Annotated in this window: 19 protein-coding genes; 16 read left to right on the plus strand and 3 right to left on the minus strand. The window is 50.1% G+C overall.

Features of this window, described 5'->3' with window-relative positions:
- Window positions 1-43: 43 nt before the first annotated feature.
- From opgD to rimL, 3 genes are all read left to right on the plus strand, one after another.
- Window positions 44-1699: a glucan biosynthesis protein OpgD gene (gene opgD, locus A7Z06_RS18665; RefSeq protein ID WP_000375980.1), complete on the plus strand. Its 1656-nt coding sequence runs from the start codon at window positions 44-46 to the stop codon at window positions 1697-1699.
- A 141-nt stretch (window positions 1700-1840) separates the two neighbouring features.
- Entirely contained in the window at window positions 1841-2065 is a 225-nt protein-coding gene (locus tag A7Z06_RS18670) for a YdcH family protein (protein ID WP_010351400.1), read from the plus strand.
- Window positions 2066-2126: 61 nt separating this feature from the next.
- A complete protein-coding gene (rimL, locus tag A7Z06_RS18675) occupies window positions 2127-2666 on the plus strand; it encodes a 50S ribosomal protein L7/L12-serine acetyltransferase (RefSeq protein ID WP_000140870.1) in 540 nt (179 codons plus the stop codon).
- Here the strand turns inward: rimL and ydcK are convergent.
- On the minus strand, window positions 2658-3638 hold the full coding sequence (ydcK, locus tag A7Z06_RS18680) for a YdcK family protein (RefSeq protein WP_001234028.1): 981 nt from the start codon (window positions 3636-3638) through the stop codon (window positions 2658-2660). The genes rimL and ydcK overlap by 9 nt on opposite strands.
- Before the next feature lie 123 nt (window positions 3639-3761).
- Here ydcK and tehA point away from each other — a divergent pair, with 123 nt between their 5' ends.
- From tehA to A7Z06_RS18695, 3 genes are all read left to right on the plus strand, one after another.
- On the plus strand, window positions 3762-4754 hold the full coding sequence (gene tehA / locus A7Z06_RS18685) for a dicarboxylate transporter/tellurite-resistance protein TehA (protein WP_105279534.1): 993 nt from the start codon (window positions 3762-3764) through the stop codon (window positions 4752-4754).
- A complete protein-coding gene (gene tehB, locus A7Z06_RS18690; protein WP_000586748.1) occupies window positions 4751-5344 on the plus strand; it encodes a tellurite resistance methyltransferase TehB in 594 nt (197 codons plus the stop codon). Before tehA ends, tehB begins: the two co-directional genes overlap by 4 nt.
- A 283-nt stretch (window positions 5345-5627) precedes the next feature.
- Window positions 5628-6296, plus strand: coding sequence for a DUF3313 domain-containing protein (locus A7Z06_RS18695; protein WP_001261028.1), 669 nt, complete (start codon window positions 5628-5630; stop codon window positions 6294-6296).
- Window positions 6297-6330: 34 nt separating this feature from the next.
- On the opposite strand, the gene ydcO is transcribed toward A7Z06_RS18695, so the two are convergent.
- Entirely contained in the window at window positions 6331-7542 is a 1212-nt protein-coding gene (gene ydcO / locus A7Z06_RS18700) for a BenE family transporter YdcO (protein ID WP_071987904.1), read from the minus strand.
- A gap of 52 nt (window positions 7543-7594) precedes the next feature.
- Here ydcO and A7Z06_RS18705 point away from each other — a divergent pair, with 52 nt between their 5' ends.
- Together A7Z06_RS18705 and rlhA are read left to right on the plus strand one after the other, a co-directional pair.
- Window positions 7595-8131 carry a helix-turn-helix domain-containing protein gene (locus tag A7Z06_RS18705; protein ID WP_000429135.1) on the plus strand — a complete coding sequence of 179 codons (537 nt, stop codon included), beginning with the start codon at window positions 7595-7597 and terminating at the stop codon, window positions 8129-8131.
- A gap of 72 nt (window positions 8132-8203) precedes the next feature.
- On the plus strand, window positions 8204-10165 hold the full coding sequence (gene rlhA, locus A7Z06_RS18710; RefSeq protein WP_010347351.1) for a 23S rRNA 5-hydroxycytidine C2501 synthase: 1962 nt from the start codon (window positions 8204-8206) through the stop codon (window positions 10163-10165).
- A gap of 92 nt (window positions 10166-10257) precedes the next feature.
- On the opposite strand, the gene A7Z06_RS18715 is transcribed toward rlhA, so the two are convergent.
- Window positions 10258-10488, minus strand: coding sequence for a DUF2554 family protein (locus A7Z06_RS18715; RefSeq protein ID WP_000494236.1), 231 nt, complete (start codon window positions 10486-10488; stop codon window positions 10258-10260).
- Window positions 10489-10709: 221 nt separating this feature from the next.
- Here A7Z06_RS18715 and A7Z06_RS18720 point away from each other — a divergent pair, with 221 nt between their 5' ends.
- From A7Z06_RS18720 to patD, 8 genes are all read left to right on the plus strand, one after another.
- On the plus strand, window positions 10710-10886 hold the full coding sequence (locus A7Z06_RS18720; protein ID WP_000812245.1) for a type II toxin-antitoxin system HicA family toxin: 177 nt from the start codon (window positions 10710-10712) through the stop codon (window positions 10884-10886).
- 45 nt (window positions 10887-10931) lie between these two features.
- Window positions 10932-11348 (plus strand): type II toxin-antitoxin system antitoxin HicB, encoded by a 417-nt coding sequence (gene hicB / locus A7Z06_RS18725; RefSeq protein WP_105279540.1) that lies wholly within the window; start codon window positions 10932-10934, stop codon window positions 11346-11348.
- A 78-nt stretch (window positions 11349-11426) separates the two neighbouring features.
- Window positions 11427-12836 carry an aminotransferase-like domain-containing protein gene (locus A7Z06_RS18730; RefSeq protein WP_000760661.1) on the plus strand — a complete coding sequence of 470 codons (1410 nt, stop codon included), beginning with the start codon at window positions 11427-11429 and terminating at the stop codon, window positions 12834-12836.
- A gap of 241 nt (window positions 12837-13077) precedes the next feature.
- Window positions 13078-14223 (plus strand): putative ABC transporter substrate-binding protein YdcS, encoded by a 1146-nt coding sequence (gene ydcS / locus A7Z06_RS18735; RefSeq protein ID WP_105279535.1) that lies wholly within the window; start codon window positions 13078-13080, stop codon window positions 14221-14223.
- 17 nt (window positions 14224-14240) lie between these two features.
- Window positions 14241-15254 (plus strand): ABC transporter ATP-binding protein, encoded by a 1014-nt coding sequence (locus tag A7Z06_RS18740; RefSeq protein ID WP_000220384.1) that lies wholly within the window; start codon window positions 14241-14243, stop codon window positions 15252-15254.
- Window positions 15255-16196 carry an ABC transporter permease gene (locus A7Z06_RS18745; protein ID WP_001251309.1) on the plus strand — a complete coding sequence of 314 codons (942 nt, stop codon included), beginning with the start codon at window positions 15255-15257 and terminating at the stop codon, window positions 16194-16196.
- Window positions 16186-16980, plus strand: a complete 795-nt coding sequence (locus tag A7Z06_RS18750) for an ABC transporter permease (RefSeq protein WP_000555451.1) — start codon at window positions 16186-16188, stop codon at window positions 16978-16980. Before A7Z06_RS18745 ends, A7Z06_RS18750 begins: the two co-directional genes overlap by 11 nt.
- Window positions 16981-17001: 21 nt before the next feature.
- Complete coding sequence (gene patD / locus A7Z06_RS18755; protein WP_001163894.1) at window positions 17002-18426, plus strand: aminobutyraldehyde dehydrogenase; 1425 nt, start codon at window positions 17002-17004, stop codon at window positions 18424-18426.
- The last annotated feature ends 80 nt before the right edge of the window (window positions 18427-18506 follow it).

The following is an 18506-nucleotide window of genomic DNA, read 5'->3' on the forward strand; positions in this document are numbered from 1 at the left end:
AGCGCGGGACCATTCACTACACCAGAAGGACTCACTTTCAGGTATGGATCGTAGACGATTTATTAAAGGTTCAATGGCTATGGCCGCCGTGTGCGGGACTAGCGGCATTGCTTCTCTTTTTTCTCAGGCTGCGTTCGCAGCAGAATCTGATATTGCCGACGGGCAAACCCAGCGTTTTGACTTCTCTATTTTACAGTCAATGGCGCACGACTTAGCGCAAACAGCGTGGCGTGGTGCACCGCGTCCGTTACCCGATACGCTGGCGACGATGACGCCGCAGGCTTATAACAGCATTCAGTATGACGCCGAAAAATCACTCTGGCATAACGTTGAGAACCGCCAACTGGACGCTCAGTTCTTCCATATGGGAATGGGGTTTCGCCGCCGCGTTCGCATGTTCTCTGTTGATCCAGCAACACATCTGGCGCGCGAAATACACTTCCGTCCGGAATTGTTTAAATACAACGATGCGGGTGTTGATACCAAACAATTAGAAGGGCAAAGCGATCTCGGTTTTGCGGGATTCCGTGTATTTAAAGCACCGGAACTGGCGCGCCGCGACGTGGTTTCTTTCCTCGGTGCCAGTTATTTCCGTGCCGTTGATGACACTTATCAATACGGTTTGTCGGCGCGTGGTCTGGCGATCGACACTTACACCGACAGCAAAGAAGAGTTCCCCGACTTTACCGCCTTCTGGTTCGATACGGTAAAACCTGGCGCGACCACTTTTACCGTTTATGCGTTGCTCGATAGCGCCAGCATTACTGGTGCTTACAAGTTCACCATCCACTGTGAGAAGAACCAGGTGATTATGGATGTCGAAAATCACCTGTATGCGCGTAAAGACATTAAACAACTGGGCATCGCGCCGATGACCAGTATGTTCAGTTGCGGGACTAACGAACGTCGTATGTGCGACACCATTCATCCGCAAATCCATGATTCAGACCGTCTTTCCATGTGGCGGGGTAATGGCGAGTGGATCTGCCGTCCGCTGAATAATCCGCAGAAATTGCAGTTCAATGCCTATACCGATAACAATCCAAAAGGGTTTGGCTTGTTGCAGCTGGATCGTGATTTCTCCCATTATCAGGACATTATGGGCTGGTATAACAAACGCCCAAGTCTGTGGGTGGAACCGCGTAACAAGTGGGGTAAGGGCACTATCGGTTTGATGGAGATCCCGACGACGGGAGAAACGCTGGATAATATTGTCTGTTTCTGGCAACCAGAGAAAGCAATCAAAGCGGGCGACGAACTGGCGTTTCAGTATCGTCTTTACTGGAGTGCACAGCCTCCCGTTCATTGTCCATTAGCACGAGTTATGGCGACGCGTACCGGCATGGGAGGCTTCCCGGAAGGCTGGGCGCCAGGTGAACATTATCCGGAAAAATGGGCTCGTCGTTTTGCCGTCGATTTTGTCGGTGGTGATCTGAAAGCGGCTGCGCCGAAAGGGATTGAGCCTGTTATCACACTTTCCAGTGGTGAAGCGAAACAAATAGAAATTCTCTACATTGAGCCGATTGATGGTTACCGTATTCAGTTTGACTGGTATCCGACTTCGGACTCAACTGATCCGGTCGATATGCGTATGTATTTGCGCTGCCAGGGCGATGCCATCAGTGAAACATGGCTGTATCAGTATTTCCCTCCAGCACCGGATAAGCGCCAGTATGTTGACGATCGCGTGATGAACTAATCTTTATTTTTTAGGCACCTTCTTCCGGGAGGGTGCCGTCTGGTTAAACACGATCCCGCTCGCATTTTTCCTCAAGTTAAATGGGTAATCTGATGTTGTATATTCCATATACACGTTGTCAGCCACTAACAGGGAGTGCGTATGTTTCCAGAATATCGAGATTTAATATCCCGTCTGAAAAACGAAAATCCTCGCTTTATGTCCTTGTTTGATAAACATAATAAACTTGATCATGAAATTGCCAGAAAGGAAGGCTCTGACGGTCGAGGATACAATGCGGAAGTCGCTCGCATGAAAAAACAGAAATTACAAATGAAGGATGAGATGCTTAAAATCCTGCAACAGGAGAGCGTCAAAGAGGTGTAAACTTTCCTAAGCCGCCTGCCAGGCGGCTTTTTAACGACTGCAAAGAGTAACAGGAGATAAGATGACTGAAACGATAAAAGTAAGCGACTCACTTGAATTACATGCCGTTGCAGAAAGTCACGTCACACCTCTTTATCAGTTAACCTGCAAAAATAAAAACTGGTTACAGCAGTCGCTAAACTGGCCGCAGTTTGTTCACAGCGAAGAGGACACGCGAAAAACGGTGCAGGGTAATATGATGTTGCATCAACGCGGTTACGCCAAAATGTTCATGATCTTCAAAGAAAATGAACTCGTCGGCGTTATCTCTTTTAATCGAATTGAACCGCTAAATAAAACCGCCGAAATCGGCTACTGGCTGGACGAATCCCATCAGGGACAGGGGATCATTTCTCAGGCGCTACAGGCATTGATTCACCATTACGCCCAGTCTGGTGAACTTAGACGCTTTGTGATCAAATGTCGGGTGGACAACCCGCAAAGCAACCAGGTTGCCTTGCGCAATGGTTTTAGCCTGGAAGGTTGCCTGAAACAGGCTGAGTTCCTGAATGATGTCTATGATGATGTGAATTTATACGCGCGCATTATCGATTCACAATAACCCAGCCAGCGGCGTTCGCGTAATACGTTCCTCACTGTTAATGACTTTTGGACCACGGACATGAATGGTGTCGCCACCAAAGGCTTCAACGACGGCGTGGTCGGTTATCTCCACATGGTTTTCAATCATTACCGCACCTGTAATACGGCTCTTTCCTTGTATTATAACGTGATCGTCAAGCAGAACCGGACCGCCATGCACAACGGCATTTCCGCCAATCAGGACATGATGTTTTAACACGCAATTGCCTTCTACAATGGCATATTCCGCCACCTGTGAGCTGTAATGAATTGTTGGAATCGCATCTTCTTCAGTTCCGGCAATCACACGTGCGTGACCGTAGACTTTCGCACAGTCGCACAGCCAGACGTTGTTTTCTTCATTACCTTCAATACGCGCAAAATCAAAAACTTCGGCACGATGCTCAATAAAAGCATGGCGGACGACGGCATCGCCATAAATTTGCGCCTGATGGACAACGCGTGAGGCGCTGACGCTGGCGCGGTCATAAATTTGTAGCAGAAGATGGTGGTCGGGCGTTAAGCCTTGTGTGGCGACGATCATTGAATGTTGATCGATACAGACCTGACCAAAAATTCTGCACTGACCGCAAACTATTGAATCACGAATGGTGACACTGTCACTTACATGGACGCCCTGGCTGATTTCACTGTTATCGATCCAGGTGTTATCCGTCGTGCAAACCTCTCCCCATAGCACGCTGGTGCCGGTAATACGCGTATTACCGGAAATCACCGTTCCGCCGAACGCAAGAGCATTCTGGTCGTAAATCCAGCAATTTCCTTCCTGCGCCAGCACAGTTTCGCTATCGATCCAACCACCAGCCGTCCCTGCTATCACATCATTAAAATCGGCTATGGCAATAATCTGCCGTAATAGCACACTTTTTTTGAAGCCATCTTCCTGATAACTAAAGGCTCGTTGCTCTTCACTTAGACGATATTTGCGCATAGCGTTTTCCCGCAGGTGACTTACTATAACCGTAGCAAATTCTGCGACTCTGGCTATGTTTGAGAAATTTCCATAAAATGCATTTCAAATATAATTTATAAATTAAACAAAATGAGTAACAAGATGCAGAGCGATAAAGTGCTCAATTTACCGGCAGGTTATTTTGGCATTGTGTTGGGGACGATAGGGATGGGATTTGCCTGGCGCTATGCCAGCCAGGTTTGGCAGGTTAGTCACTGGTTGGGGGATGGGCTGGTGATTCTGGCGATGATCATCTGGGGATTATTGACCACCGCATTCATTACCCGACTGATGCGCTTTCCGCAAAGCGTGCTGGCGGAAGTTCGCCATCCGGTGATGAGCAGTTTTGTGAGTTTGTTTCCGGCAACGACGATGCTGGTGGCGATTGGTTTTGTCCCGTGGTTTCACCCGCTGGCAGTATGTCTGTTCAGCGTTGGGGTAGTGATTCAACTGGTTTACGCTGCCTGGCAAACTGCCGGATTATGGCGCGGTTCTCACCCAGAAGAAGCGACGACACCAGGGCTTTATTTGCCTACTGTTGCCAATAACTTTATCAGCGCGATGGCCTGCGGTGCGCTGGGTTATACCGATGCCGGACTGGTATTTTTAGGCGCTGGCGTCTTCTCCTGGTTAAGCCTTGAACCGGTGATCCTTCAACGACTGCGCAGCTCGGGAGAATTACCCACGGCGCTGCGGACATCGCTTGGCATTCAACTCGCTCCGGCTCTGGTGGCCTGTAGTGCCTGGTTAAGCGTCAACGGCGGCGAGGGGGACACGCTGGCGAAAATGCTCTTTGGCTATGGGCTGCTGCAATTACTGTTTATGCTGCGCCTGATGCCGTGGTATCTCTCACAGCCGTTTAATGCCTCATTCTGGAGTTTTTCGTTCGGTGTTTCCGCGCTGGCTACCACCGGTTTGCATCTGGGAAGCGGTAGCGATAATGGTTTTTTCCATACGCTGGCGGTGCCGTTGTTTATCTTTACCAATTTTATTATTGCATTACTGCTCATCCGTACTTTCGCGCTTCTGATGCAGGGAAAATTGTTAATCAGAACTGAGCGCGCCGTTTTAATGAAATCCGAGGACAAAGAATGATCATTCGTGACGAAAACTACTTTACTAACAAATACGAATTAACCCGCACACACTCCGAAGTTCTGGAAGCGGTGAAAATCGTTAAACCGGGGAAAACGCTGGACTTGGGCTGTGGCAATGGTCGTAACAGTCTTTACCTTGCAGCCAATGGTTATGATGTTGACGCATGGGATAAAAATGCCATGAGTATTGCCAACGTTGAGCGCATTAAAGCCATTGAAAATCTGGAAAATTTACGTACTCAGGTTGTCGATCTGAATAGCCTCACGTTTGATGGACAGTACGATTTTATTCTTTCTACTGTGGTGCTGATGTTCCTGGAGGCGAAAACCATCCCAGGGCTGATTGGCAATATGCAACGTTGCACTAAACCTGGCGGTTACAACCTGATTGTGGCTGCGATGGATACTACTGATTTTCCATGTACCGTCGGCTTTCCGTTTGCCTTCAAAGAGGGAGAGCTACGTCGTTATTATGAAGGCTGGGATTTATTGAAATACAATGAAGATGTCGGTGAATTACACCGCACCGATGCCAACGGTAATCGTATTAAACTGCGTTTCGCTACTATGCTGGCACGTAAAAAATGACCTGAAAAGGATCAACGTAAGAAGCTTGCCTGTTGATCTATTCGGTAAGCATATTTTTTAGCAGGATGATGTGAAATAAGTCACAGCGGATGTGCTTTTTTATCGCCTCAAGTCTCTGAAAATAAATCAATGATGATTGACTCAGCTCCTTTTTCAGCATTGACTATATTGTCGAAAAAGGGGCCGATAAATTTATTTCTGCCAACACTTTTTTTGCCACAACACGAAGCGGTGCTTTTTGCTATAACTTAAAAAGTAATATAATCATCTCAGGAAACTATTCATGCGTACCACATCAATTGCGAAAGTTGCAGCTTTATGCGGCTTGTTGGCTCTGTCCGGCTGTGCCTCTAAAATCACCCAGCCGGATAAATACTCTGGCTTTTTAAAGAATTACTCTGATCTTCAAGAAACAACATCGGCAACAGGTAAACCCGTTTTACGCTGGGTTTCCCCTGATTTCGACCAAAGTAAATATGACAGTATTGTCTGGAATCCAATCACTTATTATCCGGTGCCGAAACCTTCTACTCAGGTAGGGCAGAAAGTATTGGATAGAATTTTGAGTTATACCAATACCGAAATGAAAGAAGCGATTGCGCAGCGCAAACCACTGGTTACCACTGCTGGCCCGCGTAGTCTGATTTTCCGTGGTGCTATTACTGGTGTTGATACTAGTAAAGAAGGACTGCAATTCTATGAAGTGGTTCCTGTTGCATTAGTGGTAGCGGGAACACAAATGGCAACCGGTCACCGTACCATGGATACCCGCCTGTACTTTGAAGGTGAACTGATTGATGCGGCTACCAATAAACCTGTTATCAAAGTCGTTCGTCAGGGCGAAGGTAAAGACCTGAATAACGAAAGTACGCCAATGGCTTTCGAAAATATTAAGCAAGTTATTGATGACATGGCGACCGATGCCACCATGTTTGACGTTAACAAAAAGTAATGCCAGTTGCGCCATCGTAAGATGGCGCTTCTTATTATCGGTTTCTGTCAGCAATTAAATTCAACACCACGTAACAGACGCCGCCGGCAATTAATCCCCAAAACGCCGAACCAATCCCAACCAATGTCAGCCCGCTCGCTGTTACCAGAAATGCCACCACAGCAGCGTCGCGCTCACGCTCATTATGTAGCGCCTGATACAAACTACCGCCAATGGTGCTTAACAGCGCCAGACCAGCCAGCATCTGGATCCAGCTAACCGGTAGGGCTGCCATCATTCCGGTAATGGCGCTACCAAACAGACCCGCAAGCAAATAAAAGACGCCCGCAACGGCGGCAGCCAACCAACGCCTATCTTTGTCCGGATGCGCTTCCGGGCTTTGGCAAATAGCGGCAGTAATTGCCGCAATACCGACGGAATAAACCCCGAAAGGGGAAAAAATCAGCGCCAGCAAGCCAGTGAATACAATCAGTGGCGAAACCGGAGCCGAATACCCGGCCGCTTTCATTGCCGCAATACCCGGTGCGTTTTGCGATGCCATCGTCACCAGAAAAAGGGGGAGTGCAACGCTCAAAGTGTGAGCAAACGAAAATTCAGGGGTAATATAAATGGGGAGAACGGGTTTAAAGACAACATCAGTTGTGACAACGTCACCTTGCGCGATAACGATCACGATCCCAATAATCATCGCGGCAATTACCGCATAGCGCGGTGCAACGACCTTGGTTGCCAGCCATACCAGCAACATACTGCCACACAACGTAAACTGACCATCCAGACTGGCAAACGCCTGTAAACCAAAGCGTAATAAAATCCCGGCAAGCATTGCCGCCGCAAGCGAGTGCGGAATAATGCGCATCAGACGAGCAAAGAGTCCCGTTATGCCGCAGAGGACAATTAATGCGTTGGTGACTATAAAAACGCCGATGGCTTCGTTAAGTGTTAGCCCCTGTAAACCAGTGACCAACAGCGCCGCGCCAGGCGTTGACCATGCGGTGAGAACAGGCACGCGATACCATAATGTCAGCGCCAGCGTACTGACTCCCATTGCCAGTCCCAGCGCCGTCATCCAGCCGGAGATTTGTGCAGTGGTTGCTCCGGCGACAATCGCCGCTTGCCAGATTATTGCTGCTGAACTGGCGTAGCCAATCAATACCGCCAGAAACCCCGCCAGTAGCGTGGGGGGAGGAATAGAAAACAGACGCATAGTCACCTCGTGCGTTATAGCGTACAGGCACCGTAGCATTTGTCCGTTATAACGCACAAGTGATAAACTCCTGTTTTGCCGGAGGAGTCGCATGGAAAATCTCGCTCGCTTTTTATCCACTACGCTTAAACATCTTCGTCAGCAGCGAGGCTGGAGTCTTTCGCGACTGGCAGACGCCACGGGCGTTTCTAAAGCCATGTTAGGGCAGATTGAGCGCAATGAGTCCAGCCCGACGGTCGCGACACTCTGGAAAATTGCCACCGGGATGAACGTGCCATTTTCGACATTTATTTCGCCGCCGCAGACCATTACGCCATCAGTTTATGATCCACAACAGCAGGCAATGGTGATCACTTCGCTGTTTCCTTATGATCCGCAACTCTGCTTTGAACACTTCTCGATTCAGATGGCACCCGGTGCAATAAGCGAATCGACGCCGCACGAAAAAGGGGTAATTGAGCATGTTGTCGTCATTGATGGACAGCTTGATCTGTGCGTTGATGGTGAATGGCGTAGTCTTAATTGTGGAGAAGGTGTTCGTTTTGCTGCCGACGTCAGGCATGTCTATCGTAATTGTGGGGAGCAAACCGTACATTTTCATTCCCTCATCCATTACCCGCGTAGTTAAGCGGGAAAACTATTTCGCAACGTCGCGCTTGTGGCTAAAATAGCCGCCATTTTTCAGCTACTGGATAAGAAAGTGACCGTATCTTCTCATCGTCTTGAACTGTTAAGCCCGGCACGCGATGCCGCCATTGCCCGCGAAGCTATTTTGCACGGTGCCGATGCTGTTTATATCGGCGGACCTGGTTTTGGTGCCCGTCATAATGCCAGTAATAGCCTGAAAGATATTGCCGAGCTGGTGCCATTTGCCCATCGTTATGGTGCAAAAATTTTCGTCACGCTTAACACCATTTTGCATGACGATGAACTGGAACCGGCGCAGCGACTGATTACCGACCTCTACCAGACCGGCGTCGATGCGCTGATCGTTCAGGATATGGGGATTCTGGAACTTGATATTCCGCCGATTGAACTGCACGCCAGTACGCAGTGTGATATTCGCACTGTAGAGAAAGCGAAGTTTCTTTCGGACGTCGGTTTTACGCAGATTGTGCTGGCGCGAGAGCTGAATCTTGAGCAGATCCGTGCGATTCATCAGGCCACGGACGCGACCATTGAGTTCTTTATTCATGGTGCATTGTGCGTGGCATATTCCGGTCAGTGCTACATTTCCCATGCGCAAACAGGGCGTAGCGCCAACCGTGGCGATTGCTCGCAGGCGTGCCGTTTGCCATATACATTGAAAGACGATCAGGGGCGGGTGGTTTCCTATGAAAAACACCTGCTGTCGATGAAAGATAACGATCAGACTGCCAACCTGGGCGCTTTGATTGATGCAGGCGTGCGTTCCTTCAAGATTGAAGGGCGTTACAAAGATATGAGCTACGTGAAGAATATCACCGCCCATTATCGCCAGATGCTGGATGCCATTATTGAAGAACGTAGCGATTTGGCGCGAGCTTCATCCGGTCGTACTGAGCACTTCTTCGTACCGTCGACGGAAAAAACCTTCCATCGTGGCAGCACCGACTACTTTGTTAACGCGCGTAAAGGCGATATTGGCGCATTCGATTCACCGAAATTTATCGGCCTGCCGGTGGGTGAAGTATTGAAAGTGGCGAAAGATCATCTTGATGTTAAGGTTACCGAACCGCTGGCTAACGGCGATGGACTGAACGTAATGATTAAGCGTGAAGTCGTCGGCTTTCGTGCCAACACGGTAGAGAAAACTGGGGAAAATCAGTACCGCGTCTGGCCAAATGAGATGCCAGTGGAGCTGCACAAAATTCGCCCGCACCATCCGCTTAATCGCAACCTCGACCATAACTGGCAGCAGGCGTTGACCAAAACCTCCAGCGAACGTCGGGTGGCGGTAGACATTGAACTGGGCGGCTGGCAGGAACAACTGATTCTGACTCTGACCAGCGAAGAGGGCGTCAGTATCACTCATACGCTGGACGGGCAGTTCGACGAAGCGAATAACGCCGAAAAAGCACTCCTCAATCTGAAAGAGGGATTGTCGAAGCTTGGGCAAACCATCTATTACGCCCGCGATGTGCAAATTAATTTGCCGGGGGCGCTGTTTGTGCCAAACAGTCTGTTAAATCAGTTCCGCCGTGAGGCTGCTGAAATGCTGGATGCTGCGCGTCTTGCCAGTTATCAGCGCGGTAGTCGTAAACCGGTTGCTGACCCTGCGCCAGTTTATCCGCAAACGCATTTGAGTTTCCTCGCGAACGTATACAACCAGAAAGCTCGTGAATTTTATCATCGCTATGGTGTGCAACTGATTGATGCTGCCTATGAAGCGCATGAAGAGAAGGGCGAAGTGCCGGTAATGATCACCAAGCATTGTCTGCGCTTTGCCTTCAATCTGTGCCCGAAACAGGCGAAAGGCAATATCAAAAGCTGGAAAGCAACGCCAATGCAACTGGTTAACGGCGATGAAGTGTTAACGCTAAAGTTTGATTGCCGGCCGTGTGAGATGCACGTCATTGGCAAAATCAAAAATCACATTCTGAAAATGCCGTTACCGGGGAGTGTTGTCGCCTCCGTAAGCCCGGATGAACTGATGAAAACATTGCCGAAGCGAAAAGGGTAAAACGCAAATTTTCAGACCTGTTAACAACTTATTGAATTTGCAGATATTACAGGCCGGGTAAGGCGTTCATACCGTATCCGGCAACAACCGACTCAACGCTGTCCCGCTTCTGGTTTGCGTGACTTTTGCCAGTAAAAATGCTCGCGCAAACCTTCTGCCGATTCTTCCGCAACGGCGCGCAATTCATCACTGTCCGCTTCATGACGCAGTTGATGATCCACATTTTTTACCCACAAAAATTCATGTCCTTTGTGTCCTGCCATCAACTGTCCAGAGAACAGCGCACACGTTAATAAGACAACCGCTAACGCCTTCGTAAACATCCCGACACCTTTTTCTTACCTTTTGCCGCTATGATGCCGATAGTTTCTTGAGGTTATTATTCAGTTTTGCAAATTAGCGCAAAGAAATTCTGGAATCAGCCTTCCTTATTTGGCATCGCATTCTGCCGTTGCGGCGATTAAGTGCTATTTTCGAGCAAATTACACACGGAGGTAAACAATAATGTTTACCTTGTTGATATACTCAGCGGCAGGGAGGCGATGTGAAACAAAACGAGTTCAGACGTTGGTTCGAATCTCAGGGCGTCGATGTAACGAATGGCAGCAACCATTTAAAACTCAGGTTTCACGGGAGGCGCAGTGTCATGCCGCGTCACCCCAGCGAAGAGATTAAAGAACCATTGCGTAAAGCAATTCTGAAACAACTCGGTTTGAATTAATCGCCAATTAAAAAGGTTAATGACATGCGAGAGACAGTCGAAATTATGCGTTATCCCGTCACTCTTACACCCGCGCCGGAAGGCGGTTATATGGTTTCTTTTGTGGATATCCCTGAAGCGTTGACCCAGGGCGAAACTGTCGCTGAAGCGATGGAAGCGGCAAAAGATGCTTTACTGACCGCATTTGATTTTTATTTTGAAGACAACGAGCTTATCCCGTTACCTTCGCCATTAAATAGTCACGATCACTTTATTGAAGTGCCTTTGAGCGTTGCCTCTAAAGTATTGCTGTTAAATGCTTTTTTGCAGTCAGACATTACTCAGCAAGAGCTGGCGAAGCGAATTGGTAAACCTAAGCAGGAGATTACCCGCTTATTTGACTTGCACCATGCGACAAAAATCGACGCTGTCCAGCTTGCGGCTAAGGCGCTTGGCAAAGAGTTATCGCTGGTGATGGTTTAATTACAGTTAACGAAAAGTTGTCATTTTTAACAACTGATATAGACTGCCGGATCATCTGCACATAAAAACGATCCGATAATGAAAAAATACCAGCAACTGGCAGAACAATTACGCGAGCAGATTGCGTCGGGCATCTGGCAACCCGGCGATCGTTTGCCTTCGTTGCGTGAACAGGTGGCGCTTTCTGGTATGAGCTTTATGACCGTCAGCCATGCCTACCAGTTACTCGAAAGTCAGGGGCATATTATCGCGCGACCGCAGTCGGGTTATTACGTTGCACCACAGGCATTAAAAATGCCGAAAGCCCCAGTCGTTCCAGTCACACGTGATGAAACAGTCGATATCAATACTTATATTTTTGACATGTTGCAGGCCAGCCGCGATCCTTCAGTGGTGCCGTTTGCATCTGCTTTTCCCGATCCGCGCTTGTTTCCGCTTCAACAACTCAATCGTTCCCTGGCCCAGGTAAGCAAAACCGCAACGGCGATGAGCGTGATTGAAAACTTACCTCCAGGGAATGCTGAGCTTCGTCAGGCTATTGCTCGTCGCTATGCCTTACAGGGCATCACAATTTCGCCCGATGAAATCGTCATCACCGCCGGGGCGTTAGAGGCATTAAACCTCAGTTTGCAAGCGGTAACCGAGCCGGGTGATTGGGTGATTGTCGAGAATCCTTGTTTCTACGGCGCGTTGCAGGCGCTGGAGCGGTTACGGCTGAAGGCGTTATCGGTAGCGACGGATGTTAACGAAGGGATCGACCTTCAGGCGCTTGAACTGGCGTTACAAGAGTATCCGGTGAAAGCGTGCTGGTTAATGACCAACAGCCAGAACCCGCTCGGTTTTACCTTAACGCCACAGAAAAAAGCGCGGCTGGTAGAACTCCTTAGTCAGTACAACGTGATGCTGATTGAAGATGACGTCTACAGCGAACTTTACTTCGGACGGGAAAAACCGCTGCCCGCAAAAGCGTGGGATCGCCACGATGGCGTGCTGCATTGTTCATCATTCTCCAAATGCCTGGTGCCAGGTTTTCGCATCGGTTGGGTCGCCGCAGGAAAACATGCGCGTAAAATCCAACGTTTGCAGTTGATGAGTACACTTTCCACCAGTTCACCGATGCAGCTTGCCCTGGTGGATTACCTTTCTACACGCCGCTACGATGCGCATCTGCGTCGTCTACGTCGTCAGCTTGCGGAACGCAAACAACGCGCCTGGCAGGCGCTGCTGCGTTACCTGCCTGCGGAGGTGAAAATACACCATAACGACAGTGGTTATTTTCTCTGGCTGGAACTTCCCGAACCGTTAGATGCAGGTGAATTAAGTCTGACGGCACTGGCGCATCACATTAGTATTGCGCCGGGTAAAATGTTTTCTACTGGGGAACGCTGGTCGCGTTTTTTCCGTTTTAATACCGCGTGGCAATGGGGAGAGCGCGAAGAACAGGCAGTAAAAGAATTAGGCAAACTTATTCAAGAACATCTGAAGTAACTTTCAATTTAATTCCTCTCAGGTTGGGTAATATGAATTTCGAATAGAAGCCATATTTCGTAACCCCTTGTCTATACTCCAGAAGATAGCTTCACAGACGGCATAATGCGCGTTAGCTCACAACCTGATTAAATTTTCTCAGGGGTGAAGGTGTGCCTGCAAGCCGCCGTCTATGGTTAAACAAGGAGATATTTTTACGGCACGGCGGCTGAACAATTAATTACGACAGGAGTAAGACCTTATGAGCAAGACATTTGCCCGCAGCAGCCTGTGTGCGCTCACCATGACTATAATGACCGCTCACGCCGCCGAACCGCCTACCAATTTAGATAAACCGGAAGGGCGACTGGATATTATTGCCTGGCCGGGATACATCGAACGCGGACAAACTGATAAACAATACGACTGGGTAACGCAATTCGAAAAAGAGACAGGTTGCGCGGTAAATGTGAAAACCGCCGCGACTTCCGATGAAATGGTCAGTCTGATGACCAAAGGGGGTTACGATCTGGTCACGGCGTCCGGCGATGCCTCGCTGCGTTTGATTATGGGTAAACGCGTGCAGCCGATTAATACCGCCTTGATTCCCAACTGGAAAACGCTCGATCCGCGCGTGGTTAAAGGCGACTGGTTTAACGTTGGCGGCAAAGTTTACGGCACACCTTACCAATGGGGGCCGAACCTGCTGATGTACAACACTAAAACCTTCCCGACGCCGCCGGATAGCTGGCAAGTGGTTTTTGTTGAGCAGAATCTGCCGGACGGCAAGAGTAATAAAGGTCGGGTACAGGCCTATGATGGCCCCATTTATATTGCCGATGCCGCGTTGTTCGTCAAAGCTACGCAGCCGCAGTTGGGCATCAGCGATCCGTACCAACTTACCGAAGAACAGTACCAGGCGGTGCTGAAAGTGCTGCGCGATCAACATAGTTTGATACATCGCTACTGGCATGACACCACCGTGCAAATGAGCGATTTCAAAAACGAGGGTGTGGTTGCTTCTAGTGCCTGGCCGTATCAGGCCAACGCGTTGAAAGCCGAAGGCCAACCAATCGCCACAGTATTCCCGAAAGAGGGGGTTACCGGCTGGGCTGATACCACCATGCTGCATAGCGAAGCGAAACATCCGGTTTGCGCCTACAAATGGATGAACTGGTCATTAACGCCAAAAGTGCAGGGTGATGTGGCAGCATGGTTTGGCTCATTGCCGGTAGTGCCGGAAGGATGTAAAGCCAGTCCGTTATTAGGCGAAAAAGGCTGTGAGACCAACGGTTTTAACTATTTCGATAAAATTGCTTTCTGGAAAACGCCTATAGCAGAGGGGGGCAAGTTTGTTCCCTACAGTCGCTGGACGCAGGATTACATTGCCATTATGGGCGGTCGCTAACTTCGCTGAGGTGTTTTATGACGTACGCAGTGGAGTTTGACAACGTCTCGCGGTTGTACGGTGACGTGCGCGCGGTAGATGGCGTCAGTATTGCGATAAAAGATGGTGAGTTCTTTTCAATGCTGGGGCCGTCCGGCTCCGGCAAAACCACCTGCCTGCGCCTGATTGCCGGATTTGAACAACTTTCAGGCGGGGCGATCGCTATCTTTGGTAAACCCGCCAGCAATCTGCCACCGTGGGAGCGGGATGTTAATACCGTTTTCCAGGACTATGCGCTGTTTCCCCATATGTCGATTCTCGATAACGTGGCCTACGGGTTAATGGTCAAAGGTGTGGAGAAAAAAAAGCGTTACATCATGGCGCAAGAGGCGCTGGAAAAAGTGGCGCTGGGTTTTGTTCAGCAACGTAAGCCGTCACAACTTTCTGGTGGTCAGCGCCAGCGGGTTGCTATCGCCAGAGCATTAGTAAATGAACCACGCGTATTATTGCTGGATGAACCACTCGGCGCGCTGGATCTCAAGTTGCGTGAGCAGATGCAACTTGAGCTGAAAAAGCTGCAACAATCTCTCGGCATCACGTTTATCTTCGTCACCCACGATCAGGGGGAAGCATTATCAATGTCCGACCGTGTGGCGGTGTTCAACAACGGTCGCATTGAGCAGGTCGATTCACCACGTGATCTCTACATGCGCCCGCGCACGCCATTTGTTGCCGGATTCGTCGGTACATCCAACGTTTTTGATGCGCTGATGGCAGAGAAACTTTGCGGAATGATGGGTAGCTTCGCATTGCGCCCGGAACATATTCGCCTCAATACACCTGGCGAAGTGCAGGCTAATGGCACGATCCAGGCGGTGCAGTATCAGGGCGCGGCGACCCGTTTTGAACTGACACTGAGCGGCGGTGAAAAACTGCTGGTAAGTCAGGCCAATATGACGGGGGAAGAACTCCCCGCTACGCTTACTCCAGGACAACAGGTGATGGTTTCCTGGGCGCGCGATGTGATGGTGCCGCTGGTTGAGGAGAGGTGAATGGCGATGAACGTATTGCAATCACCTTCACGTCCAGGTCTGGGCAAGGTGTCAGGTTTCTTCTGGCGGAATCCGGGGCTGGGGCTGTTTTTGCTGCTGCTTGGCCCGTTGATGTGGTTTGGCATCGTCTATTTCGGTTCGCTGCTGACGCTGTTATGGCAGGGCTTCTATACCTTTGATGATTTCACTATGTCGGTAACACCGGAACTGACTCTGGCGAATATCCGCGCGCTGTTTAATCCGGCCAATTACGACATCATTCTGCGCACGTTAACAATGGCAGTTGCTGTGACCATCGCCAGTGCTTTTTTGGCCTTTCCGATGGCGTGGTATATGGCGCGCTACACCAGCGGTAAGATGAAAGCGTTTTTTTACATTGCGGTAATGTTGCCGATGTGGGCGAGCTATATCGTCAAAGCCTATGCCTGGACGTTATTGCTGGCGAAAGATGGCGTGGCGCAGTGGTTTTTACAGCATTTGGGGTTGGAACCGTTATTAACTGCGTTTCTCACGCTACCGGCGGTGGGCGGTAATACACTGTCAACTTCCGGACTGGGACGCTTTCTGGTGTTTCTCTACATCTGGCTGCCGTTCATGATTCTGCCGGTGCAGGCGGCGCTGGAGCGTTTGCCCTCGTCACTTTTGCAAGCCTCAGCGGATTTAGGCGCACGTCCACGGCAAACCTTCCGTTATGTGGTGTTACCGCTGGCGATCCCTGGCATTGCAGCCGGCTCTATTTTTACCTTCTCGCTAACGCTGGGCGATTTTATTGTCCCGCAGCTGGTTGGCCCGCCGGGGTATTTTATCGGCAACATGGTTTACTCGCAGCAAGGCGCGATTGGCAATATGCCGATGGCAGCAGCGTTCACCCTGGTGCCGATTGTTTTGATCGCACTGTATCTGGCGTTCGTGAAACGTCTGGGAGCGTTCGATGCACTCTGAGCGCGCACCGTTTTTCCTCAAACTGGCGGCCTGGGGCGGCGTGGTTTTCCTCCATTTTCCCATCCTGATTATCGCGGCCTATGCTTTTAACACTGAAGATGCGGCGTTTAGTTTTCCACCGCAAGGTCTGACGCTGCACTGGTTTAGCGTGGCAGCACAGCGTAGTGACATTCTTGATTCCGTGACACTGTCACTTAAAGTGGCGGCGCTGGCGACATTAATTGCGCTGGTATTAGGGACGCTGGCCGCCGCCGCGCTCTGGAGACGAGACTTTTTCGGCAAAAACGCCATTTCGCTGTTATTGCTGCTGCCCATTGCGCTGCCGGGCATTGTCACAGGCCTGGCGTTATTAACCGCGTTTAAAACTATCAATCTGGAGCCGGGGTTTTTCACCATCGTGGTCGGTCATGCGACTTTTTGTGTAGTGGTGGTGTTTAACAATGTCATCGCCCGTTTTCGCCGCACCTCGTGGAGTCTGGTTGAGGCGTCAATGGATCTTGGGGCCAATGGCTGGCAAACCTTCCGCTACGTTGTGTTGCCGAATCTTAGTTCGGCGTTACTGGCAGGAGGAATGCTGGCGTTTGCCTTGTCGTTCGATGAAATCATCGTTACGACTTTTACGGCAGGTCATGAACGAACGTTACCGTTGTGGTTGCTCAATCAGCTTGGGCGACCGCGTGATGTACCGGTAACCAACGTGGTGGCACTGCTGGTTATGTTGGTAACAACCTTGCCGATCCTGGGGGCCTGGTGGCTAACCCGCGAAGGCGACAATGGTCAATAACCACTGATACAGGAATATGCTATGCAACATAAGTTACTGATTAACGGAGAACTGGTTAGCGGCGAAGGGGAAAAACAGCCTGTCTATAATCCGGCAACGGGGGACGTTTTACTGGAGATTGCCGAGGCATCCGCAGAGCAGGTCGATGCTGCTGTGCGCGCGGCAGATGCAGCATTTGCCGAATGGGGGCAAACCACGCCGAAAGTGCGTGCGGAATGCCTGCTGAAACTGGCGGATGTTATCGAAGAAAATGGTCAGGTTTTTGCCGAACTGGAGTCCCGTAATTGTGGCAAACCGCTGCATAGTGCGTTCAATGATGAAATTCCGGCGATTGTCGATGTCTTTCGCTTTTTCGCCGGTGCGGCGCGCTGCCTGAACGGTCTGGCGGCTGGCGAATATCTTGAAGGTCATACTTCGATGATCCGCCGCGATCCGTTGGGGGTTGTGGCTTCTATCGCGCCGTGGAATTACCCGCTGATGATGGCAGCGTGGAAACTGGCTCCGGCGCTGGCGGCAGGGAACTGCGTGGTGCTTAAACCATCAGAAATCACCCCGCTAACAGCGTTGAAGCTGGCAGAACTGGCGAAAGATATCTTCCCGGCAGGCGTGATTAACGTGTTGTTTGGCAGAGGCAAAACGGTGGGTGATCCGCTGACCGGACATCCAAAAGTGCGCATGGTGTCGCTGACGGGGTCTATCGCCACTGGTGAGCACATCATCAGTCAAACGGCACCGTCCATCAAGCGCACTCATATGGAACTTGGCGGTAAAGCGCCAGTGATTGTCTTTAATGATGCTGACGTTGAAGCGGTTGTCGAAGGTGTCCGTACATTTGGCTATTACAATGCCGGGCAAGATTGTACTGCTGCCTGCCGTATCTACGCGCAAAAAGGCATTTACGACGTGCTGGTAGAAAAACTCGGTGCCGCAGTGGCAACGTTGAAATCAGGCGCGCCGGATGATGAATCCACAGAGCTTGGCCCGTTAAGTTCACTGGCGCATCTCGAACGCGTCAGCCGGGCGGTGGAAGAGGCGAAGGCGACGGGACACATTAAGGTGATCACCGGCGGTGAAAAGCGGCAGGGTAATGGTTATTATTATGCGCCTACATTGCTGGCGGGTGCGTTACAAGAAGATGCTATCGTCCAAAGAGAGGTATTTGGGCCGGTAGTCAGCGTGACGGTCTTCGACAACGAAGAGCAAGTAGTTAACTGGGCGAATGACAGCCAGTATGGCTTAGCTTCTTCAGTATGGACGAAAGATGTGGGTAGAGCGCACCGCGTCAGCGCACGTCTGCAATATGGCTGCACCTGGGTTAATACCCATTTCATGCTGGTGAGTGAAATGCCGCACGGCGGGCAGAAACTTTCAGGTTATGGCAAAGATATGTCACTTTATGGGCTGGAAGATTACACCGTAGTACGCCACGTAATGGTTAAACATTAAGGATAATGTTGTAAATCTGGAGAGTGTGAGAAGATCTAACGCACTGTCAGAGAGTTGATTTTTCTCTGACAGTGCGTACT

The sequence above is a fragment of the Escherichia sp. MOD1-EC6819 genome, from assembly GCF_002965765.1.
Classification (GTDB): domain Bacteria; phylum Pseudomonadota; class Gammaproteobacteria; order Enterobacterales; family Enterobacteriaceae; genus Escherichia; species Escherichia ruysiae.

Coding starts and splice junctions, on each gene's coding strand:
- ydcS (WP_105279535.1), top strand. CDS start 13,078: ATGAGCAAGACATTTGCCCGCAGCAGCCTGTGTGCGCTCACCATGACT.
- A7Z06_RS18695 (WP_001261028.1), top strand. CDS start 5,628: ATGCGTACCACATCAATTGCGAAAGTTGCAGCTTTATGCGGCTTGTTG.
- A7Z06_RS18740 (WP_000220384.1), top strand. CDS start 14,241: ATGACGTACGCAGTGGAGTTTGACAACGTCTCGCGGTTGTACGGTGAC.
- A7Z06_RS18750 (WP_000555451.1), top strand. CDS start 16,186: ATGCACTCTGAGCGCGCACCGTTTTTCCTCAAACTGGCGGCCTGGGGC.
- tehB (WP_000586748.1), top strand. CDS start 4,751: ATGATCATTCGTGACGAAAACTACTTTACTAACAAATACGAATTAACC.
- patD (WP_001163894.1), top strand. CDS start 17,002: ATGCAACATAAGTTACTGATTAACGGAGAACTGGTTAGCGGCGAAGGG.
- A7Z06_RS18715 (WP_000494236.1), bottom strand. CDS start 10,488: ATGTTTACGAAGGCGTTAGCGGTTGTCTTATTAACGTGTGCGCTGTTC.
- A7Z06_RS18730 (WP_000760661.1), top strand. CDS start 11,427: ATGAAAAAATACCAGCAACTGGCAGAACAATTACGCGAGCAGATTGCG.
- ydcO (WP_071987904.1), bottom strand. CDS start 7,542: ATGCTACGGTGCCTGTACGCTATAACGCACGAGGTGACTATGCGTCTG.
- A7Z06_RS18705 (WP_000429135.1), top strand. CDS start 7,595: ATGGAAAATCTCGCTCGCTTTTTATCCACTACGCTTAAACATCTTCGT.
- opgD (WP_000375980.1), top strand. CDS start 44: ATGGATCGTAGACGATTTATTAAAGGTTCAATGGCTATGGCCGCCGTG.
- ydcK (WP_001234028.1), bottom strand. CDS start 3,638: ATGCGCAAATATCGTCTAAGTGAAGAGCAACGAGCCTTTAGTTATCAG.
- A7Z06_RS18670 (WP_010351400.1), top strand. CDS start 1,841: ATGTTTCCAGAATATCGAGATTTAATATCCCGTCTGAAAAACGAAAAT.
- rimL (WP_000140870.1), top strand. CDS start 2,127: ATGACTGAAACGATAAAAGTAAGCGACTCACTTGAATTACATGCCGTT.
- tehA (WP_105279534.1), top strand. CDS start 3,762: ATGCAGAGCGATAAAGTGCTCAATTTACCGGCAGGTTATTTTGGCATT.
- hicB (WP_105279540.1), top strand. CDS start 10,932: ATGCGTTATCCCGTCACTCTTACACCCGCGCCGGAAGGCGGTTATATG.
- A7Z06_RS18745 (WP_001251309.1), top strand. CDS start 15,255: ATGGCGATGAACGTATTGCAATCACCTTCACGTCCAGGTCTGGGCAAG.